Raw genomic sequence first — 22437 nt, 5'->3', positions numbered from 1 at the left:
TAATGTCTTAAATATGCCCATTGCACAGGCGATCGCATCTAGTATTTTTTCTGKTTCAATTGGTAAAATACCCCCCTTTGAGTTTCGCCATACTTTATCATTATTTGAACCCGGTTTAGTCACTGATTATAAATTAGCCGCCCAAGTCACTTTGGCAGAGTATTTAAAATCATTGGATTTACTCAAAATCTCAATTAATGATAATGGGAAACCCGCCACACCTTATAACTTATTGGCGACTCGAAATTGGCTGTTAATTATACCGCGATCGCAAGAAAATTTTCACAACATATCCGTTAATTCTTTGGGGTTTGCGGGGGCGCTACTGGTTGGCAATGATGCACAATTGGCACAACTCAAGCAACAACAACCTTTAACCATTCTCAAGTCTGTGGCTTTCCCTATTTAACCCACAGATAGCGCCTGTTTAATGCGTTGAACAAATGATGCAGGCATTCCCGCCACCCATTTTTCTCGGATGATGCCATCTTCCACTATTACAGCGGTGGGGACAGTATCAATTTTTAGGCGATCGTATGCTACGCTATCTAAAGCGACCACCGAAAAATTGAGTTGATGACTATCAACAAACCACCGCATTTCATCATAATTAGTAAACGCCACAACCCCTAAAACATCAGGCAATTCGTGGCAATCATGGACAATTTTTAACACCTGTAACCAGTCCTTACACTGAGGACAGCGGGGACTCATAAAAACGATTAATTTTGCACCCAAACTTAGGTCTAAATTTACCGCTTCCCCTAACCATTGATTTTGCCAAGGTCTGTTGGCTTGAATCGGCGCTAAATCAATTAGTGGATAGCCATGATTATCTAAATACTCTAGGGAAGCGGAGGCGGCTGCATAGCTAATTAAAAACGTGGCTATAACTATCATCCACCGCCATAAAATAGTCCCTTCGTTATAGTTACCAATTAAACCCACACCTAGGCAAATAATATACAGTAAATTCAACAGTAAACTTTGATTAGGGGTGATTTTTAGCCAGCCATTATAACAGCCACAATCTTCCGTTTTTCCCGTCGATGTACTCCAATAAGTTAACACCGAAAGACTGATTAAAATTATAATACTCAACGGGATGATCATGGCGGGTGTCGCCCCGAAAATTAACGCGCTTCCTATGGTGGCTTCTACGGCTATAAAAGTTATAGTTATCGGTTCAATTAACCGAGAATTAAATAGCCTCAATTGGGCGATGTGTTGGGCGAATTTCCAGGGCTCAATAATTTTGGCGATCGCTGTTAGTAAAAATACACTTCCCACAAATACAATACCAAAATTAGCTAATGTTAGGGATATCATAGTTAAATGATGGTTAAGCATTAATCACAGGAGTTTAGCTTCCTACAGGTCATCCCCGAGTAAACTAGGGACTAGGGGAAACCTAGACTAAGGAAAGGACATCTGACAATTATCTGATCAAACTTGGCATTGTTGGAGATTTAACCTTCCCATATTCATGATATCATTGTTTATCTTCAATAGTAGCTTTACCTCATTTCGGTATCCAGGACTGAGGCGATCGCTTGCTTCTTTTTGAGGGAAACAGACTCCCAATCCTGCTACCTGATTATGGCACTTTTAGCTGAAATTATCGAAGAATGTTGTCAATTACCAGTATAGTTATAGAAAAGTGGGAACTAGAATTAACAACCTACAAGTTACTAAAATTGTAGATGGAGATACTATCAAAGTCTTGCTAAATGGTCGCCGAGAACCTCTGCGATTGCATTGTGTTGATACTGAGGAATCATTTGCTAAAGGTTCCAAACCGGTCACGCAAACCGGAATAGAGGCTTCAGCAATGGCTAAAAAATACTTCACAGAAGCTGATGGAACATTAACTAAAGTGGATTTGGAATTTGATAGTGATGATTCCTTAGAAGTCTGTTTAGACAAATACCGAGATACCTATGGTCGCTTGATTTGCTATGTTCATAAAGGCGATGATCATTATAACTTGCGATTAATTCAAGAAGGTTGGAGTCCCTATTATATTAAATATGGGCGATCGCAATTTTATCACCGCCAAATGATGGAAGCAGAAGCGATCGCTCAAGCCCATAATCGCATTATTTGGGATCGCAATTTACCTCAAAATAAGCCCTTTCGTGATTATGAACTCTTAAACTGTTGGTGGTCATTAAGGGATGGTATTATTCAAGATTATCGCCATCATGGAAAAACAGCCGGAGTTCTTTCTGTCCGTTTTGACTATCCCGAAATTCTAGCCGCCGCCGCTAGTAAACAATGGATTACTATATTTTGTGATTTACAAGATGGTATCACCAAATGGATTGGTAATAGCGCCTTAATTCATACCGGCTCAAAAGACCATATTATCAAGTTATGGATACCAGAAGCCAAAAGCGAGAAAAATGCACCCATTGTCCGATTAATCAATCGTCGCTATGCTGGTCTGGGGCGAGGATATGTTTATATTAGCGGTCGAGTTATTATGTATCGAGACAAACCCGAAATCACCATAAATCACCCACAGCAATTATCAGATTTTTGTCCCACACCACATCACTTACAGCAATTGATAACACTTGAGGAACCTGATCATGTACAATCACAGATAATTGTTTAATCTAGGAGTTAATCAAAATGCCAGCCGATTTACCCAAAGGGTTCCCAGAACCTACAGACATTGGAACTATTGAAGTTAAAAAATACCCCCATTATCGGGCTGTTACCTATCGCCACCAGGGAGATTTAACCGTCGCCACCTGCATGGCATTTAACCCCCTATTCCAACATATTAGCACTAATAATATCGCCATGACAACCCCCGTCGAGGCGCGATATTTACAGGAGGGTTCCTGGGAAGAAACATCAGCGGCGGATGTCTCTTTTTTATACTCTCAACCCGAAATTAATCCCCAAACTGTTGATGCTGATGTCACCGTCACAGATACCCCAGAAATGATGGTAGTTAGCATTGGGATTCAAGGTCCTTATACTTGGGAAAGCTACCAAATACATTTGGATAAATTGAAAGACTGGCTACAACAACATCCAGAATATCAAATTTTTGGACCCCCAAGACGCTTGTTTTATAATTCCCCTATGACTCCCCCTTATTTAAAATATAGTGAAGTACAAATTCCCATTACCCCTCGTTAACCGCTGAGGGTTGACAAGTTTTAGAGACTCATGATAAGATATTGACATATACTTTTTATATAATTGAAATCTGTATCCGAATAAAAAAATGTATATATTCCCATTATTTAAATGATACCACCAAACGAATCAGAAATCAAGGAGCGACCTCTCAAAAAAATTCGCAACATTTCTTAATTTTTTGTTACAAAAGTTAACATAAAGTTAACATAATTATTATAGACGGAAGCCGGGGAATCGCCCTGGGTGTCACCATAATAGGCGAGACCATGTTACAGGGAACTAGAATCCAAACTCTTGGCTTCTTCGTCGCTTTTGGGAAGGTGTAAGCCACACTCTTGTTTAAGTCCCCGGAACCGGGTATCACGATCGCTTTCATCACTATCCATCACTGGGCGACTGGAATGCCAATCACCAACAGTAGTGTAACCCAGGTCGAAATAGGGATGATAGGGGAGGTCGTGGGCGGTTAGATATTTATAGACATCGCGGGAATGCCAATTGAGAATCGGGTAAACCTTATAACGACCCGATTGGTAATCAATACAACGTAAAGTTTTGCGGTGTGCGGTCTGATCAGCCCTAAGTCCCGCCAACCAAGCCGTAGCCCCAAGTTCATTTAAAGCCCGTTGCATAGGTTCAACCTTGCGGATTTGGTCATAGCGGTTAAAGGCTTCGAGATCATTGTGGTCCCACAGACGACCATAAAGGGCTTCCATCCTAGCCGGAGACATGGAAGATTGATAAACTTTCAGATTGAGTTGGAGGCGCTTAGTCAATTCTTCAGCAAAGCGGTAAGTTTCAAGGGGAAGATAACCCGTATCGACCCAAATCACCGGAATATCTGGAACTACCTGGGTAACTAGATGTAGCATCACCGCCGATTGGATGCCGAAACTGGTACTCATCAACAACCCTGAGCCAAAAGTGTCCGCAGCCCATGTCACAATATCAGTAGCATTAGCATTTGTGAGGCGATCGTTAATGCTATCGAGATCCAGTTGCTCTAAAGTGCGATCGTCACAGCACCCGTTTTGGTCTGACGGGATAGATGCAGATTGTCCGTTGGAATTAATTAGACTCAAATTCGTCATCTTTTTTCCCTCCTAGAGACCCCCGCCATAGCTGTATTCAGCTGGGCTGGCTGCCGGAGTAAACGAGGGGCAGCACTTAGTTGGCATACGAATAACCATCCTTCTTGTGAATATTTGACTCTCTCCACGCTAAAGCAACGGAGATTCGGGAATGAACCAAAAGTTCTCACAGGCGTAGTCAAAGCGCCCCTATAGGTAACCATAAGGCTTCCCTTTACTTTTTTTCGATGTCCCTTTTGCCTCTCGCCGATGAAACCACTTTGCTACCGACATTTCTGCATTATGCAAGTCTGCCCTCACGGGATGTTAAGCCCCTTTCATTCGGGTCTTAGAGAAGGCAGTTATATGATACCATAGCACCCGCTGGCGTAAGCACGCCTGTCGCTTTTCCTCCCCGTTAAAGAGACGGGGCTACCAAGCCACCGAGCTTTCAGCGTGTTGAGATCTTAAAACTTCCAGCAGTAGCCGTGGTGCAACCCACAGAATCAATCGTCCGGTATGATGACTTATCCGCAGTCCCCACAGCGGGTTTAGGCATAACCCAAACAAATCTTACCCAAAAATTCCCTGAGCAACTACCCTTGTTTTGACGCTCCCCGCTCTAAATAGACGGGGATTCTTCATTCATAGACTTGCCATAATTTAGCAGGATTTCTCCAACCAAACTAGAGGGCAAATCTCTGAAGCTTGAGATTTGGTGCGCCCCACCATACTTAATCCTTTTGGCAATATGTTTAAAGCAGCGTTTCTATCACGGAAGTCTGTATATCTGCAATGAGGGCAGACATGAGTGCGAGTAGATAACGACTTTTCTGCCCTTTGGTCACAATTAGAACAATTCTGAGAAGTATTATGGGGTGGAACAGCAATAACCAATTTGCCATACTTATCCCCAAAATACCCTAGCCATCGTTTAAAAGTAGCCCATCCTGCATCGGTTATCGACTTGGCTAAACGATGATTTCTAACCATACCTCGAACATTCAAGTCTTCACAAACTACCAAACCGTTAGATTGGACTAAACGGAGTGCCACGCTTTTGACAAACTCTTCTCGCTGTCTGCTTACTCTTAAATGTTTTTGGGCCTAAGGAGTTAAAGGGGTTATGGTATCTCTAGGATCTAATTTGATGGAGAATTGAACATAATATCCATCTGCTTGTCTAATAATCCTCACTCGCTTAATCTGTTCAGGCTGATAGTAATTAATATCCCTAGAGCCTATCAGCTTGAGCTTACCAATACCTTTTTTGTCGGTAAAAGTGATCTGCGGTTTATTGTCTGATAGTTTCCATCCAGAGACTTTATATTCTACCGAACGAGAATGTTTTTTGAATCTTGGATACCCCTTCTTCCCCTTGACCTGGTTTTGGCAATTCTCGTAAAAACGAGTAATCGCACCGAGAACTCTTTCAACTGCCGTTTGACAAGCATGATAGTTTAAATCTTTGACCAAATCAAACACCTTCCGCAGTGCTGTGTTGCATCGAAATAAGTCAACCTTACCTATGCCACGATTGTCCATCCAATAACGAAGCACCTTATTGCCGACAAACTGTGCTGTCCGTATTGCTTCATCAATGGCTTCGACTTGATGTGGCTTGGGTTTGACTTTGTATTCGATCACCAACATTTTGACACTGTACGCGCTGGTATCAGCCATTATAGCCTAAAAAATAAACGCGGGTTAAAACCCGCGAGTCGCCCTAACCCTCCCTTGAAAGACGAGGGCTTGCGGGCATCCCGTGTGATTTTCGTCAGATCCATAGCCAAAATTTTGGTGAAAATTTCTTGATTTCCTCCACAAGATCTTCACAATCTCATGGTTTGATGAGAATTAACTACTTTAGTAAACCGCCAGCACCCCTTTTATAAAATCGCTGGCCTATATTATCAAAGCATAGCCTGAGTCCATCGGACTTGGGCTATGTTGTCTGCGAGGAAAAAGTTGGTTTTTGCCGGGGCGGGTTTATTTACAGCTCCAGAACAGCAACCACTAGCCTGTAACATAGAAGTTCATCATCAGAATTCGGCTTTTTCCAAGGTTGAGAAAGGCTAAGAACCACCAGACATTCAGGACTTAAAATATAGTCATTGTCTAGTTTAGTACAAAGCTCTGGATCAGTCACGTTCAAGACTAAGCTGTGACCGCCCTGTAAAGGAATTTCCCCTTTCCATTTGCCGTAATTATTGCGCCAAGTTTCAAACCCGTCAACCTTGACTATTTGTAATGTACGTCTTTGATGGCGAGGCAATGAAGATATGTATGAATAGGGGATAGCATTCAGCCAATCATGACGATGACTATGAATAATTTCATCATCACAATAACAAACTACGTCCGTAGGGCTAACTCTGCCAACGTGCTTCCAGGAACCCCTTAAAATCAGTCTATTCTCACATTCATATCCATTTCCTGTATCACTTAGAGGTATATCAACAATATCTAGTGGTTGGATAAGCCTTCCATTAATCTGAGACATATTTACCGGAATGCGACCATCATCGAAGCTAGTCACAGGACGAACCCATTTCCCTGTAGATATTTCTATCCCAGCAATACAACGGTCATTGTGCTTCCGAGAATTAGCAAGACAAATTAACTTTGACATCATCCTTACCACTTATAGGTGATGAATGTTTATATTTCCCCATTTTTGGTTTAAGTATTCCGCAACTAAGCGACGATGACAGTTATGAGGTTTAGCCTCACTGCAAAGCAAACAAGCTCCATGAGCTAAATCTGGGGACAGCTTTTTTTCGATTTCACGATCCGCCATCAGCTTTAAAAATTTCTGCTCATATATCGACCAATCTCCCTTTTTCTTTTTATACTCATCAAGAATATCTTTGGTGGGAGCCAAGTCTAAAATATGCACATAATCAATATCGTCGATAGTTTTCAAGAAATACTCTAAGTCTGCTCTTTTGGCGAATCCAGCTAATTGAGATACATTATTTAAACGAGTGTCTATAACTTTCTTAACACCTGCTTTTTTAAGAGTTTCAAAGAAAATTTGTGCGCTTTTTTGAGTGAAACCTATGGTGAATAAATCCACCTGATTTTTCTTAGTTTTCATGGGTCTTATTTTCCTTTTCTACATAAGCAATCTCATCCCCCTGAAGTTGATAAGCTTGGCTCAAGCATTCTTCTCTTGTTGGTAAACTCTTTGGGGAAAATAGGGAAAGCTGAACTTCTTGTGCATCGCCAAAATCCCTAAAACCATGCTTAACAAGCATTCTATCTTCCAAATGCTCATGAGATTCTAAATCCCCATTCTTTAGGATGTGATTTATAGGGATATCAAAATCCCGTAAGTGCTGACAGACCAAGATGGCTCGGTGACAGGTTAATGGATCTTGTTCAGCACACATCAGCGAAATCTTATGTTTTTTCAAACCTTTATGAAGTCGCTTAATTCCTTGGTGAAAAGCATCTGTAAGAGCAATTCTTTCATATACTGCTTTACCATTGATATAGCAGTCGGGGTTACTAGGTCTTGCACCCAGTTCCCGTCCCAGAAAAACATATTGAATTCCTTGTTGAGCGAGAAACTCTTGTAGGGATGAGCGATTGAAATGTGACAAGAATCGGCTGTAGGGATGTGAACGTACATCAGCAACAGCGGTTACTCGATGCTTTTGGAGTAGGGAGATGAAAGCATCTATCTCATGATTAGAGTGACCGATACTGAATAACTCCATACTGATCCTCTGTTGCTACCTAGTCATACTATTTTATTTGGCGTTCATTGTCTATGAACCCTCATTATTATGGTAGTACAGACCTGCTTGGCTTGTCAATCTTAACCAGTTTCCAGATCAGCTATAGGAGAGATATCTAAGTATTAATCAGACAACGGCAACTCAGCACAACTACGATCGCCATAGGCCATAACCCCTATGCCATAGGCCAATTATCCCCCCGATTAGCTTCCCAGGGAAAAGCGATCGCTTAGGGGATTAACGGAGAACTAGAGGCAAAATACCAATGGCTTGGGTGTTATCTTCTGGGAGGCGATCGCCATTTACAGCCACAAATTCCTTAAACTTCTCCCCATCTTTCATTTGGGATAATTGAATGTATTTTCCCGGTTTTATTATAGGCGATCGCCTGTGCGTAGCACATACTGCCATCAGCGGTTTTCTGATATTTTGATCAACTGACCTAATCATAACCTGTAACTACGCCAACGCGCAGCGCTATAATTATCCCGACGGGCCGGCGATCGCCACAAACGCCGCCCAGTAGTAAGGAGACTCAAAGGGCGGGTCATCAAAAAATAAACTCAAACGGTCTTCCACTTCTTCCAACTCTTCCTCCGTCGCTTTGAACTCATGTTTGAGCCAGTCAAGAACATCATCACAAGATAACCCCCGTAACCAGGTTTGAGCAGCTTGCAGGGCAACTGTCACCGAGGGATAATCCGGTAAAATTTGATAGAGGCGCAGGGWCACCAGAGTCGCCGCCAGTTCATCCACATTCCAGAGACTGGCGACCACCGTTCGCGCTCCGGTCAATAAAAAGGCACTGGATAATCCCACATAGTCATCCGTGAGGGAAGTTTCCACCAAGCCCGTTTGGCTAGAACAGAGAACCAGGAGGCGACACACTGGAAGACTAAGACTGGTAACAATATCCACAAAGGTCAGCTTTTCCCCATTCGCCAGTCTCAGATAGGCGTTGAGGGGGTTGCGATCGTCAAATTCACCGTGACAGGCAAAGTGGACCGAGTGACTCTGCTCAAGAAAGGTTTGGGTGTCGGGTTCAGTTAAATTAGCCAGTCGGGCTTGGTCATGGCGCAAGACTTGATGGGGGCTAAATTTTCGGCACAACAGTTTCACCCCTAAATCGGCAGAGTCGAGGTCTTCTGTCGGGTTTTGAATGGCGAAGAAGGGGGCTATTTCCCGGTTGACGGGGGGAAGGTTTTGGAGGTAGTTGAGAATTTGACAACTGGGGGCATATTGCACCGGGAACCAGTCTTGCAGGGGTTTGGTTTCACTCCCAGAAGGCGAGGGGAGAGAGACGGGGAGAGCGTGGAGGGGAATGAGGTGCAGTTCCCGGTGGGGAATCATGATGAGGTGTTGAATTTGGGATAATTCAGCCAGAAGGCGGGGGAGTTGCAGGGCGGCGCTGAGGGTTTCCAGGCGTTGGGGGAGTTGCCAATGCCAGGTGGGTTTTCCGTAGTCGCTGAGGTAGTCCTGGAGGGCTTGGTCGAGGTGTTTGCGGTCTTCGGCGCTGAAGTGGTGGGGAGTAATCTGGATTTGCTGGTCTCGGCGGCGAGTGACGAGGAAGGCGTAAAATCCGGATTCCGCTTCGCTGGGGAGATACCACTCAATGAGGGCGGTTTGGGGCGGCAGGAGGCGGCGCAAGTCCGGGAGGTGGGGGCTGACTTTTTGGGTGAGGTTAAAGTTGGGGTCGTCGAGTTCCGTGAGCAGGGCTTGCAATTGCTGGTTAGCGGCTTGGAGTTGTTGGCGGATGAGGGTTTCCGGTGAGGGTTGGTTGAGGTTGTTTTCGGTAGTGGAGGTGTAGGCGAGTTGTTGTTGGTAGATGGCGATTTGACGGCGCAGGTCGCTGATGCGTTGTTTTTGTGCGTTGGTGGCGTTTTTGGGGTAGAGGTTGGCGCTGTCGAGGAGTTCGAGGAGGGTGCGGGATTTACTGCGTTCGACGGTGAGCAAGGCTTGGGGGTAGTCTTGGTTGTTGATGCAGGCTTGCACCATGTTTTCATAGATATCGAGGCAGTTGGCGATAAGTTCTCGTTTGTTTTTTTCGGAGGTGGCCCAGTAGCGGCTTTCTTCGATGGCAAGGATGGCTTGGTTGTAGCCTTCGATGGTGGTTTCCCAGTTTTGGAGGTCAAAGGCAATATTGCCCAAATTGCGACCGAGTTCCAAGGCTTCTAAGGGGAATCTGTCTGGGGAACAAATGGCTAAACCCGCTCTCCAGGCGGCAATGGCTTCGGGAATTTTATTTAATTGCCGATGGACAAATGCCAGAGAATTGTAACTGATGCCCATGCCTAAGCGATCGCCCAATTCGGTTCTCAATTCCAAAGATTGCCGATACAGACGCTCCGCCTCATCCCAGTTGCCGCGATTTCTGTAGATATCTCCCAACTGTCCCCAACAGCTTGCCATGCCCGAGCGATCGCCCAATTCAGTCATCACTTCCAAACATTGCCGATACAGATGCTCCGCCTCATACCAGTTGCCGCGAAGTTTCTCGATATCTCCCAAACTTCCCCAAGTGTTTGCCATCCCGGGCTGGTCTCCCAATTCGGTCATCACTTCCAAACATTGCCGGTAGAGTGTCTCCGCCGCCTCCCAGCGACCCCACTTCCTTTGTATATCTCCTAACATCCCTAGGGCATTTCTTAGGTTGGTCAGAGTTACTGAGAGGTCTTTGTCTAACCCCAACCGCCGCCGAATGGCTGCTGCTTCATCGTAGGCAGCGATCGCTTTCTCCAGATTTACAATGGGGTCAATGCCCAACAATTCCGCCTGATTCCGGTAAACATTACCTAGATTCATCAGGGTTCCCGCCCGTTTTGCCGGATTATCAGCCCCTAGTGCCAGCAGCACATCATAGCCGCGAATAGTAATTTCTAACACTTCAGCATACCGACCCTCTGGGAATTCTTGAATACTGATGCAGGTATTTTCTACTAACCGGGCTATCTCTTCTGCTTGGTCAGGATTCTGCTCCAGAAATCCCTGCACAAACTGGGCAATCACATCCCCTAAGTCAGGAACAATCAACTCCATATTTTCCCGCATCACCTGATGTACTGGTGCTGTATCCCCCTCCCTTTCCGCTTGCAACAGTTGCAGCCAAAATTGTGTTAATGCCGTTTGCTGATTTTCTTCAGGCTCCTGCTCTTGGGTTTGCGTTGGCTGTGCCTCAACCACAGGGTGAGATTCCAACTGTTCCGCAAACCCTATATATGCTCCTCCCAATGACCTTAAAATCTGAGCCGTTACCCGCGCAAAAGCGATCGCATTTCCCTGAACTTCCCCTTCCCCTAACTGTTGCGGATTTCTCAAAATCGCCCCAAACTCTTTTACGTTCGCAAAGCCCAATTTCTCCGCCACATGACCAGAAACCTCATCAATCACACTCACCATCTCATCCACCGGCATTGACTCTAACAATAACTCCCGGACTCCCGGCATAAAATCATATTGAACCAACTCCGGGTCAGTCTCCATATCAATCTCGGATATCGGCTTCAATAACCCGCCCAAAAACACTTCCGCCACATTCACCTGCAACGACTCTTTTAACAAAGTTTCCTGAATCAAACGCACAACAGGTAAAGTAATCACAGGAGCCGCCGCCAACAACCCCGCTAATTTTCGCGCTACCCGAGAAGCCGTCGCCCGAAATCCGTTTACCCGCTTTTCCGCAGTCAATTCGCCGCCAGAATTGGGCCTTTTCCTCCGTCTTTGATGTTCTGCATACTTAAATAAATATCCGGCTGCCCAAACTTTACCCTTTCCCGCCACTAATCGCGCCCAATTCCCTACGGATTCCGGTTCTAAGGTAAAAATTGGCACCTTCACCACCTGATGAGTCACTTCCTCATCCCACCACAACGGGAATTCATCAACTTTTAAGTTCTGATTCCAATCTCCGGGATTGAGTCCCTGTAACCCCACTAACGCCTCCCAACCTAAACCGCTTCTTTTCCACATCCATTCAGGCAGCATCTGCAAAATTGCCATCGACCCCCGTTTCGCCCAAAGGTCTAAAATGGGAGTCATTTTCCCCTCTCGCCACACTTTCGACACACAATCACTCACCAGAATCACTAATCGTCGCCCAGTGGGGTCGATTAATTCCTTGGGACTGCGCGGGGCTTGATGTTTCGCGGTTGCCCCTATCCCCCGGCGAATTTTCACCGCTTCGGGGTTATCCGTGAGTAAACTCCAAACTCGCACATCTCGGAAAATTCCATAGTTCTTGAGGAGTTTTTCTAAGTCTCGGAGGGTATGCCGCCACAGCAACATGGAGAGGCAATCCTCAATCACTAAATCTAAGTCTAACCAAGGTTCTAGGCGAGGTCTTAACACCGGAAGCCAAATCCCTTGGCTGGCAATTTGTTCGCTGGTGGCAACTTCATCAATCACCCAATCTCGTCCCCCAGAAACTCGACGCATCAGGGGTTTTAAAGCTCTGGCTAAGGTCAGAGGTTCCCGAAGTGAGGGAGCATCGGCAAGTCGAATCGGTAAACCCCCTCCACCAGCGGCGGTTTGACTCGGTTCCGGTTTGGGGACAATTTCGGCTTGGGGCGGTTGGGGGGTTGCTGGGGAAACAGGGGCAGGGGGTTGGTTTTCTGGGAGATTCTCGTGAGGGGTTGTGGCGGAATCCTCGGGGGTAGGGGTTTGAGTGCCTGGTTCTCTGGGCGGTTGGGATGAACTGCTGCTGTCCGAACTGGGTTCAGCCGAGGATGAAGCACTGGTTTCCTCTGGKGGAGTTACAGATTCAGAATATTGGTCAATGTGGGAAGCCAGCCAAAAGATATCCGCAATGTCTTTGGCGGAGAGTTGAAATTCCTGTTGTAAGGCTTGAACCAAATCGGGATTCATTAGTCCTCGGAACTGTTAAGGTACTTCATTAAAATGTCTACCAGGTCTTTCTCGTCGCTGACTTCCGGTTTTAACTCTCGCGTCACCATGTAAATGGCGTTTAAGAGTTGGTCGGTAGCGAGGTCGCCCTGGCTGCGGCGCTTGATAAACTGCTCGATAAGTTGATTAATTTTGGCGGGGTCTTGGGTGAGGCTATCTTCTCCTAAATGCGCTTCGACAATCTCTTTTAAGGCGGTAGAATCGGGTTGATAGGGCATAGGGAGTCTTAAACAACGCCGGAGAAAGGCTGGGGGAAAATCTCGTTCTCCATTGTTGGTGAGGATAATCAAGGGAAAGTTACAACAGCGGATTTTTCCATCTTGGACGGGAACTGGGATACCATCGGCGGTGGTGACTTCTACTTGATTCTGCTCTGGGCTAATTCGGGCGAGTTCGGGAATGGTGAATTCCCCTTCTTCAAACAGGTTGAGGAGGTCGTTGGGGAGGTTGATATCACTTTTATCAATTTCGTCGATGAGTAAGACTCTGGGACGATGAGCGGGTAAGAGGGCGGTTCCTAATGGCCCGAGGGTGATGTAACGACCGATATCTTTACTTTTATCGCCCATTTGAACGTCCTGGAGACGGGCGATCGCATCATAACGATAGAGTCCATCTTGCAAGCTGGAACGAGCGGTAATATACCACGGTAACACCGGGCCGAGTTTCAGTTCGTAAGCCACAGCATAGGCTAAGGAGGTTTTCCCCGTTCCCGGTTTCCCAGTTACTAACAGGGGTCGCCTCAGATATAAGGCGGCATTGACCATATTAACAACCCGGTTTTGCTCCTGGTTTTCAGGGCTATGAATCCGAAAGCTTTTCCCCCGTTTCTGGTCGCGAGTTTCCGAGTCTAAGGTCTGCAAAAAATTGTTCCAGCGGGTGGCGATTTCTTCCACCAGACTCTCTTCTACTCCAGTAAACTGTCGCCAACTCGGAGGTGGTGGCAATTTCTCAATCCCATCATGGGGGTCACGATTTCCTTGAAAGATTTTCCAGGTGTTCATAGGGTTAGGTGGGTTATTCTCCCGGTTGCATCAGTTCAATCATCATCTCAGGGGTGAGACGATAAGGATCTTCCCAGAGAAACCCCAAGTGACATCCGAGATGGTCGGGGCTATTTCCTTGGGAGGCGGATCGGAGTTCTCGGACTGACTCGCTTAACTGACGCAAAGGGCGACAGGTGAGGAGTTGATTGATACTCTCAGCATAGTTGGCATTGGGATTAGGGCATCGAGGCCAAAGGGCGATCGGTGTTGCTGCTTGCAAAATGGCTTTGACTAAAACCTCGAACTGCTCAGAGGCGGTGGGACAAGTCAGCTTTAAGCCAATTTTCTGGTTTAATTGGTGGGGCAGTTGCCTAGAGTTTAAGCTGTGGAGGTCTTCTAGGCTCTCAAAACTTTCTAAAAGGGGATGTTGGTCTAAAATCTGGCTGACTTTCCCCCAGTTTTCATACCACTGATTGAGATAATTGTCAAGATAATTGAGATTTAATCGTTCGAGCGATCGCACTCTCAGTCCATACCTCATTCCCCAACAAGTTTCACTATCAACGGGGTCAAATTCTAATTGCCACTGGTCAACTTCACTACTGAGAAACTCTTTGGGCAAAAACACTTCAATAGTTAAATGATACCGCTTTCCTCTCAACAACTTTAAGGCTTTTCTCAGGGATTTATTTAACCATATCTGAATCTCCGCCTGCGTACAAGTTAACCCATCTTCCCCAACTTCATCTAACAGCGGTTTAAATGCGGCATTGGGGTCATTTTGAATTAAAAAATTATCCTCAACTAGCCAAGCGTTGACGATGACTTGCTCAGACTTCTTTTGGGACTCCACAGTAACCAGCACATAAGACTCTAATGGCTGCGGTAAATTATCAGGTTCTCTCTGGGATGTCTTATTTTCTAATAGGTTTAAGAATTTATCTAAGCATTGATACCGTAAAATTTGGGTCAAACTGCTGAGTTCAGAGGGATAAAAATTATCCCCTACAATAGCATCGGATGGTAATGCGGTCTGGGCAAATTCTACGACATCTTTCCCATAACCACTCTCCTGCAATATCTCAAAAATTTGTTGTAATATTGCTTCAAAATCAACAGGTTTTCCATCCCCAAACATCCCCGGAATGGGTAGGATTGTCGATGATTTTAAGAGGGTTTTGATTTCTTCAATCCCTTGATTGGCTTGGTCAACGCCTGCTTGAAGTTCTTCAAGCTGCAAGGGAATGGTTTGTAAAATGTCTCGAATACTGCGATAACTTGACTCAAGCCTTGCAGAAATCTCTCGCAGGGTCTGGCTTTGTTGTTCTTGGTTTCCCTCAAGTTTACGCTGTAAGTCATCAAAATATTTTGGGATTTTGGAAAACTCTTGAATCTGATAGGCTTGACTCGCTTCGCCGTCATTTTTGAGTTTCAGTAATTGACTTAAAACACTTTGAAAATGACTGTCTTGATGCTTACTTAACCGGGCTAAATCAATCCGCAACCCGGTCAATAAATCCAACATCAAACCCGCGAAGGCTTTACCATCTTCTGCAAAGTCTTCCTTGAGAGTCTGACGGAAGGCTTGGGGAAATTCATCATAAAGCAGTTGGGAAACTGTGGCAAAAACTCCATCAGGAAATTTAAATCCTCCACCGGGACAGGCTGCCATATTCAGTCTAGCAAAAATATCTTGCCAATCTTCCAGTTCCAGGATTTTATCACCCTTTGGAATCAGGATATCTGGCATTTTTCCCTCACTGATTTCTGGATATCTTTCCGATTCTCCTGTCTCTTCATTTAGCCAACTACTCCATAAACTCACCCATTTTTGAGGGGTTATTTCGGCAATTTTTAGGAGATTCTTGCAGGTTTTGCTGTCTTGCTTAAACTCAGGGACGGCTTTATGGGTAATAACGGCGGCGATCGCTTTCCCAACCGCTTGAATTAAATCGTGGTTTTTTAAAGAAACGCCAGGATGTCCCGTGGTAGCATCCCCTAGCTCATTCGCAACGTTTCCGGCTACAACTGATGCGATCGCCTTGCAAGTTTCCCCTAACAACTCTTGAGCCTCTGGGTTCGAGAGTAACCCCACTACACCCAGGGCTGGGGGGAATGTGCAGGCTGCCACATAGAGGGACCCAAATACTCCTAGCCGATATAGGGTATTTTTGACCGCCATATCCTGCTCCGTCTAACTCATGGACTGATTTTAGCAGAAACCGCCTAGAAATCTGATGTCTGGGGTCATCGTTTTCTGGGATTTTTGACTCCACCCGATTAACCCTCTGCTGCTGTCTGGGAATTATTGTGCCGCTAGGGTTGACAAGTGCTGCGAAGTCATGGTAATATTTTTATATACAGTTTCATAATTGGATTGTTTGCAATAAATAAAATTTTGGCAATATTTCCATTATCTAAAAGTATAGCCCAGGTGTACCAAAAAAGCAAGGAACCCCCCCAGAAAAAAATTTTCGTAACATTTCTTAATATTTTGTTACAAAAGTTAACATAATTATGAACTACATTGATAGGTAATCAAGCAGACTATATATAAGATGATGCTAACTTCCAATGACTTTAGTGGGTTACTGAATCAAAGATTTTTCCGAAACTTTTTACCCATTCCGGCTGCTGGGACCTTACACCTGGGGAAAAAGACCCCAGACTTTGAATTACCAGACATCACGAATAATGGGAAAGTGCGTCTGTCTGAATACCGAGGTAATACGCCTGTTATTCTGGCGTTTACGCGAATTTTTACGGAAAAGCAGTATTGTCCCCTATGCTACCCCCACATAAAAGCTCTCAATGAAAATTATGGGGCTTTTGTGGAGCGTGGCGCTGAAATATTGATGATTACCAGTACAGACACAGCACAAAGCCAGACCGTGGTTAAAGATTTAGGCCTAAAAATGCCATTGTTAAGTGATTCTAGCTGTGGTATTTTCCGACTGTATCATGTAGGTCAAGCCTTGGGCGCACCTCTTCCGGCTCAATTTGTTTTAGACCGTGAGGGAATCTTACAATATCGCCATTTATTTTCGTTTCTTGAACCCAATGCGACAGTCCCTAAACTACTTAGTATTCTGGACGAACTGGCTAATTAAAAACTAGGCTGCCAATCTTTGGATTCTAAGCGTTTGAGCTGTTGTAGGTAACGGGAAAAATAACCATGATTTAAGCGGCTGTAGTCGTACATTTTGGCGCTTTGTAAGCTAATCGCCCAGGACCAAATTTGAGCCACTTGGGTGAAGGCGGGTAAGGTATATTTTTCCCAGTCAGTTAGGGGGTAAATCTCTTGATATCCTTGTATAAAAGCCTCTCGGCTACTACGTCCTAACCCGGCTTGTAGGGAAACTTGTAAAAATTTGGCAATGTCAAAAATCCGCCAACCATAGCCACATTGATCAAAGTCGAATAGGGTGATCTCCCCTGAGTGGGTAAAATGGGCGTTTCCACTGTGGGGGTCTCCCCAACAAATTCCCCATAGGTCAGCGTTTTTGGGGAAATCAGCTAATTTAGCCCGGATTGTCTCTGCTGTATTATGTAAGTCTGATAGGTCTGACGATCGCAATTGTAGGAAGGGGGCGATCGCTTCTACGGAACGATCTAAGAGGTATTCTAAGGTTAGGGGCGATCGGTAATGGTCTGTATGGAAGTGACGAGAAACCTGATGAAGACGGGCGACAGTTTGACCTAGTTGGCGACTCTGGCTAGGGTTTAAGTCTCCTAGGGGAATTTGTCCTGATGCGTAAGTGAACAGCGCTGCATATCGTTTCCCCTCCGGTGCATTAATTTCTACCAACAGTTGATTCTCCCAAGTCCTTAACGGGTGGGAAACGGGAATATCTCGTTTCCGCAGAAAGTCCAACAGGTCTAACTCGAATTCGGTTTCTGACCTAGACCGCCAATGATGATGGGACACCCTGAGAATATAGGATCTGATCGATGTTTCGATTACATATATATCACTCAAGCCTCGATGCCAAAATTCACAACTCTGGACTGCTTCGAGTCTATACTGGGGCAGTACCTTGGAAACTAAGGCCTCACAGGCTAAGGTTGAGTAACTGACGGGGAATGTCTCTTCTGTAGTCGCTAGGCTTAATCTCGACCTTTTGCTTCTGGTGCGACTAACGGCAATCATGGCTTTATACCTCCAAAGTTTGATTATTAGTGTTGACGGCTTCTCTCGTCGGACACAGATGCGATCGCTTTAGCTTCACAAGGGTTTCCCTCAGTTTTTGGTAGCATCTGTATTGACTACTTCCTTTTTTTGGTTCAATTGGCTGATTCCTCGCCTGATTCCCTAAACTATCTGATTATTTCTACCATCAAAAATTATCAAACCTTTTTGGTATAAATGACAAGCTATGGCGACGTTGAACCACCAATCGATCACACCATTTGATTTATTATCATATTTCTTCTAGCCTCAAATTGTAAGATAAAAATGACATTTTTTATATTTTTTTGTCAGATAATTTTCCCGGTAAATAATTCTTAATTATTTCTTGGTATTTTTCCCAAAAACTGATATAATTGATAGTTAGACAATTCTACCAGGCTATACTACAAATCGAGCTTTTTGGCAAGTCTGATTTGAACAAAATCTCCCATTTATGGCTGCTCACTTGGCAACTATATTAAATTTTGGTAACATTGATTACAGTTTTTTTGATAATTATGTGCTAAAGCCTACCCAATTACTTGAACATGAAACCAATCAAATCAATGCGACAGGGAGACGTAATTCTACAAGCTACCCAGGACTTACCTGATCTGAGTTTGATGTCTGTAGAAAAGCGTTGTGATTTAGTATTAGCCAGAGGGGAAGTCACGGGACATACTCACCGCATTACACAGGGGGAAGCTGAACTTTATCAGTGGGGTATAAATCTCTGCTTACGGGTTTATTCCCAAACGGCTATACTCACCCATGAGGAACACCAGCCTATTACTATTCCCAAGGGAGACTGGCTAGTAACTATTCAACGGGAGTATGAACCGAGGGGATGGCGGCAGGTAGTTGATTAAAAGCTATGAATGTGACTAAGGAGAAAATTCTGCTTATTGATGACAGTAGAGTGATGAGATGTCTGATTAAAGATGAATTACTTAACTCCATGACTGGGGAGGTTGTGGAGGCGCGTGATGGTCAAGCGGCTAGGGATATTTTAGCGGCTGAGGGGGCAAGTTTTTCGCTGATTATGTTGGATTGGATGTTGCCTAAAGTTAGTGGTATGCAGCTATTTTGGCAAATTCAAAGCCAGAGAGATTTGCAGCAAATTCCTTTGGTATTGATGGCGCAAAAACTTAGTGAAATTGATGGACATATACCGAAATATTTTTATCGTTATTGTCAGTTTTTACAAAAACCTTTAGAATCGGAAATATTTGGGCGGGCGATCGCCTCGGCTAAGGAAAAAGCTAATCAGCCTCATTCTTTCAGGAGGTTAACAGATAACAGGTCTCGCTTGCACGCGATCGCTAAACCGGCTATGGTATTTGAGGACGGTTATCAGGTCTACGCCCATCACGGTTGGATTTTCCGAGAAGATTATTTGGCGGGGGTTGAGTTAATCCGTCATAGTGTGGATGAAAGCGATCGCCTCCACGCCGAAGGACAAGGGGCTATTGAATTTTCCGATGGATTTCGCTGCTACTTTAATCATGGGGTAATGCTACCGGAAACATACGGGAAACTGCACCCCCATCAATGGCAATCACAATGGTTATTAACGGAACCAAATGCGGAAATTAGAAGGGTGTTAATTCAGGGTATAGGTTATGGCAGAATTTGCCAAGAACTCGATTCGATAGAATTAGATAATTGGCGGGAATATACATTATTAAAAATTGATAACTCTCAAGAAAACGAGCCGATTTTGTTATTAAAAATGACCTGTGCGAGTACCAAATCAATTCATGTCCTGCGAGTCCCCCCAGATATGACCTCAGCTAGGGCGGCGATTAGGTGGGTGAACTGGGGGATTGACCCGGAAGAATTTGCAGTGGAAACTTAAACAATATTTAATTATTCTGGTCTCCGCAAAATGTCTTCATAAATTCTAGCAATATCGAGATACAAATGTTACCATCTATTCTACAATTGTAGGATCTAATGGTTTGAGAGTTGGGTGTTTTTTTATGGATTATAAACAAGAATTAATTACCACAATCCACGACTTTGGCTGCGACCTAGAATTATTGGAAGGTCGCTTAACCCAACTCAGTGAAATTTCCCCAACAGCAGTCCTAATTCCTGCCTTGTATGAAGAACTAGAAAGACCGGCATTGACTCAAATTCGCGATTGCTTAAAAGACTGTGAATTTGTCAGAACTGTTGTAGTATGTGTACGAGCAACCACCCTAGAACAATATGCTAAAACGGTTGAATTTTTTGAAATTATGCCCCAACGGACTCTAGTAATTTGGGAAAATGGACCCCGCGTGACTCAACTTTTGAACAAATTAAGGGAAAAGGGGCTAGATTTATTGAGTTTTAAGGGTAAAGGTCAAGCCGTGTGGTTAGGATTGGGTTTAGCATCCCTGCAAGCGGAAGCGATCGCTCTCCATGATGCAGATATTACCACCTATGATAAATCCTATCCCCTGAAATTGTTATTTCCCTTAGTGGAGAAGGACCTAGGCTTGGCTTTCAATAAAGCCTACTACGCCCGTATAGGAGGGGAACCCCTAGGTTTTCATGGTCGGGTAGTGCGTCTGTTTGTGACACCCCTACTGACAGCAATGATGGATATATTTGGTTATAACAATTACCTCCGGTATCTTAGCGCCTATCGTTATCCCCTGTCGGGAGAATTTGCCCTGACCGATGACCTGGCCCTGAATACTCGCATTCCGGGTAACTGGGGGTTAGAAATCGGGTTATTAGCAGAAGTTTACCGCAATGTTGCCGATAAACGTATCGCCCAAATCGACTTAGGGATTTTTGACCATAAACATCAAAGCCTAGGAAGATCCAGCAATGAAGGCCTGCGGAAGATGTGCCGGGATATTTTCCGTTCAATTCTCAGAACCCTAGTAGAAACGGAAAGAGTGACCATTAGCCGGGAACAAATCCATACCTTGCGGGTCAAGTTTCGCCGAGAAGCACAAGACTACACCAGGCAATATTTCCTTGATGCCCGATTTAATAATCTACACTACGATCGCCACCAAGAAGAAATGACTGTGGAAATCTTTGAACAGGTGATCGCAGAAGCCGGGGATGAATATTTCCGCAACCCAGCGGGGGCGCAAATTCCTGACTGGACTAGGGCGTTAGCAGTGATGCCAGCCCTGCGGGAACAGCTACGGGAAGCCACCCGCCGGGATATGGTACAAGCGAGGGAACTTACCAAAAATAACTCCGGTGAACCTTCGCCCCCTGGTGACTTGGAACCCAATTAGGTTTTTGTGGGTTTGAGTAAGTTTCTCAGAACAGTTATTGTATTAACAGGAACTAAAAGACGCGATCGCCTGATTTTTGGGACTCGACAAAAAGGAAGAGAATGTTTATTGCATCGGACAACACCACAATTTTTATCTTACTAATTTCCCTAGGGATTCTGGCTTGGGGATACTACCGCGCTAGACCATTTGGAAAAGCTGGCATTCTCTCATGGTTGCAGTCAGTATCTCTGATGGGACCCTGGCTATTATTTTTTGGGTTAACAGCCTTTGGCATCTATATTAACTTGGTCAGCATTCTGCTGTTATTCGTCGCCGCCACGGGTATTTACATTTACTTGGGGCGAAAACTGCGATCGCTGGCTGAAGAATTAGAGGACAGCCAGCCCAAGGTTCCTCAAGAGACGGAAACTCCTACCCCAGAAGCAGTTAACCTCAGCGACACCAGCCCGGAAACTCCACAGCAGCAGACTCCCAAAACTGACACTACACCTATCAACCCAGAAGACCTAAAAGTTATCCAAGGTATTTTTGGCATTGATACCTTTTTCGCCACGGAAACTTTCCCCTATCAAGAGGGAGTCATTTTTAAGGGGAACCTTCGCAGTGACCCGGAAGAAGTCCATGGTCGTCTCAGCAGCAGCCTTCAAGAAAAAATGGGCGATCGCTTCCGTTTATTTTTAATCGAAAATCCTGATGGTAAACCTGTTGTCATTGTCCTTCCCAGTAGCAATGACCCCCAACCCGCTACAGGAGGCCAAAAAATCCTCGCCCTGGTTTTACTGGTGATTACAGTCGCCACCATTTTTCAAGCCGGGGGTCTACTTTTGGGCTTCGACTTCTTTAGTGAACCTAGGCGTTATGGGGAAGTCTTACCTATTGCGATCGGTATAGGATCGGTTCTCGCCGCCCATGAAATCGCCCATCAAGTTATCGCCAACCGCCACCAGGTTAAATTTAGCCTCCCCTTTTTCATTCCTACTGTACAAATCGGCACCTTTGGCGCTTTTAACCGATTTGAGTCTGTACTTCCTAACCGGAAAGTTTTATTTGATGTCGCCCTCGCTGGACCCGCCGCCGGCGGTTTGTTATCRCTACTGATGCTATTGCTTGGATTGATACTTTCTCACCAAGGTAGTTTGTTTCAAGTTCCCACTA

Annotated in this window: 19 protein-coding genes and 1 pseudogene; 8 read left to right on the top strand and 12 right to left on the bottom strand. The window is 44.8% G+C overall.

Features of this window, described 5'->3' with window-relative positions; translation table 11 throughout:
* Positions 1-409, top strand: a pseudogene (locus tag B9T16_RS13025) (phosphorylase); the annotation flags it as partial.
* Here B9T16_RS13025 and B9T16_RS13020 read toward each other — a convergent pair.
* Complete coding sequence (locus B9T16_RS13020; RefSeq protein WP_035737821.1) at positions 406-1329, bottom strand: MauE/DoxX family redox-associated membrane protein; 924 nt, start codon at positions 1327-1329, stop codon at positions 406-408. The pseudogene B9T16_RS13025 and the gene B9T16_RS13020 sit on opposite strands and share 4 nt — an antisense overlap.
* Before the next feature lie 331 nt (positions 1330-1660).
* Here B9T16_RS13020 and B9T16_RS13015 point away from each other — a divergent pair, with 331 nt between their 5' ends.
* Both B9T16_RS13015 and B9T16_RS13010 read left to right on the top strand, forming a co-directional pair.
* Positions 1661-2620 carry a thermonuclease family protein gene (locus B9T16_RS13015; protein ID WP_006617568.1) on the top strand — a complete coding sequence of 320 codons (960 nt, stop codon included), beginning with the start codon at positions 1661-1663 and terminating at the stop codon, positions 2618-2620.
* Positions 2621-2637: 17 nt separating this feature from the next.
* The gene (locus B9T16_RS13010) at positions 2638-3156 is read left to right on the top strand and encodes a heme-binding protein (RefSeq protein WP_410244962.1); all 519 of its coding nucleotides are present in this window, start codon (positions 2638-2640) and stop codon (positions 3154-3156) included.
* A gap of 272 nt (positions 3157-3428) precedes the next feature.
* Here the strand turns inward: B9T16_RS13010 and cysH are convergent, their stop codons facing one another.
* From cysH to B9T16_RS12960, 10 genes are all read right to left on the bottom strand, one after another.
* A complete protein-coding gene (cysH, locus tag B9T16_RS13005) occupies positions 3429-4250 on the bottom strand; it encodes a phosphoadenosine phosphosulfate reductase (RefSeq protein ID WP_410244961.1) in 822 nt (273 codons plus the stop codon).
* 642 nt (positions 4251-4892) lie between these two features.
* Positions 4893-5285: an RNA-guided endonuclease InsQ/TnpB family protein gene (locus tag B9T16_RS13000; protein WP_014275768.1), complete on the bottom strand. Its 393-nt coding sequence runs from the start codon at positions 5283-5285 to the stop codon at positions 4893-4895.
* A gap of 51 nt (positions 5286-5336) precedes the next feature.
* Positions 5337-5912 (bottom strand): RNA-guided endonuclease InsQ/TnpB family protein, encoded by a 576-nt coding sequence (locus B9T16_RS12995; protein ID WP_035737818.1) that lies wholly within the window; start codon positions 5910-5912, stop codon positions 5337-5339.
* A gap of 310 nt (positions 5913-6222) precedes the next feature.
* Entirely contained in the window at positions 6223-6864 is a 642-nt protein-coding gene (locus B9T16_RS12990; RefSeq protein WP_014275766.1) for a dual OB domain-containing protein, read from the bottom strand.
* Between the two features lie 9 nt (positions 6865-6873).
* Positions 6874-7329, bottom strand: coding sequence for a DUF488 family protein (locus B9T16_RS12985; RefSeq protein ID WP_410244960.1), 456 nt, complete (start codon positions 7327-7329; stop codon positions 6874-6876).
* On the bottom strand, positions 7319-7954 hold the full coding sequence (locus tag B9T16_RS12980) for a DUF488 family protein (protein WP_006617573.1): 636 nt from the start codon (positions 7952-7954) through the stop codon (positions 7319-7321). The genes B9T16_RS12985 and B9T16_RS12980 overlap by 11 nt, the downstream gene beginning before the upstream one ends.
* Before the next feature lie 258 nt (positions 7955-8212).
* A complete protein-coding gene (locus tag B9T16_RS12975; RefSeq protein WP_410244959.1) occupies positions 8213-8386 on the bottom strand; it encodes a hypothetical protein in 174 nt (57 codons plus the stop codon).
* A gap of 72 nt (positions 8387-8458) precedes the next feature.
* Positions 8459-12835: an SAV_2336 N-terminal domain-related protein gene (locus B9T16_RS12970; RefSeq protein WP_410244958.1), complete on the bottom strand. Its 4377-nt coding sequence runs from the start codon at positions 12833-12835 to the stop codon at positions 8459-8461.
* Entirely contained in the window at positions 12835-13878 is a 1044-nt protein-coding gene (locus B9T16_RS12965) for an AAA family ATPase (RefSeq protein ID WP_410244957.1), read from the bottom strand. The genes B9T16_RS12970 and B9T16_RS12965 overlap by 1 nt, the downstream gene beginning before the upstream one ends.
* Positions 13879-13891: 13 nt before the next feature.
* Positions 13892-16042 (bottom strand): hypothetical protein, encoded by a 2151-nt coding sequence (locus B9T16_RS12960; RefSeq protein WP_410244956.1) that lies wholly within the window; start codon positions 16040-16042, stop codon positions 13892-13894.
* A gap of 376 nt (positions 16043-16418) precedes the next feature.
* On the opposite strand from B9T16_RS12960, the gene B9T16_RS12955 reads away from it, so the two are divergent.
* Entirely contained in the window at positions 16419-16970 is a 552-nt protein-coding gene (locus B9T16_RS12955; protein WP_410244955.1) for a peroxiredoxin family protein, read from the top strand.
* Here B9T16_RS12955 and B9T16_RS12950 read toward each other — a convergent pair.
* Positions 16967-18010, bottom strand: a complete 1044-nt coding sequence (locus B9T16_RS12950) for a phosphotransferase (protein WP_317269293.1) — start codon at positions 18008-18010, stop codon at positions 16967-16969. The genes B9T16_RS12955 and B9T16_RS12950 overlap by 4 nt on opposite strands.
* A gap of 569 nt (positions 18011-18579) precedes the next feature.
* Between B9T16_RS12950 and B9T16_RS12945 the strand changes: the two genes are divergently transcribed.
* The 4 genes from B9T16_RS12945 to B9T16_RS12930 form a co-directional block, all read left to right on the top strand.
* Positions 18580-18900, top strand: a complete 321-nt coding sequence (locus B9T16_RS12945; RefSeq protein WP_410244954.1) for a hypothetical protein — start codon at positions 18580-18582, stop codon at positions 18898-18900.
* Between the two features lie 5 nt (positions 18901-18905).
* Positions 18906-19889, top strand: a complete 984-nt coding sequence (locus B9T16_RS12940; RefSeq protein ID WP_410244953.1) for a DUF6745 domain-containing protein — start codon at positions 18906-18908, stop codon at positions 19887-19889.
* Positions 19890-20013: 124 nt separating this feature from the next.
* Positions 20014-21279: a glucosyl-3-phosphoglycerate synthase gene (locus tag B9T16_RS12935; protein WP_410244952.1), complete on the top strand. Its 1266-nt coding sequence runs from the start codon at positions 20014-20016 to the stop codon at positions 21277-21279.
* Between the two features lie 101 nt (positions 21280-21380).
* On the top strand, positions 21381-22437 hold a 1057-nt coding region (locus B9T16_RS12930), incomplete at its 3' end, for a site-2 protease family protein (RefSeq protein ID WP_410244951.1).

The sequence above is a fragment of the Arthrospira sp. PCC 8006 genome, from assembly GCF_046480465.1.
GTDB lineage: Bacteria > Cyanobacteriota > Cyanobacteriia > Cyanobacteriales > Microcoleaceae > Limnospira > Limnospira platensis.
This window is presented reverse-complemented; position numbering and strand designations above follow the sequence as displayed.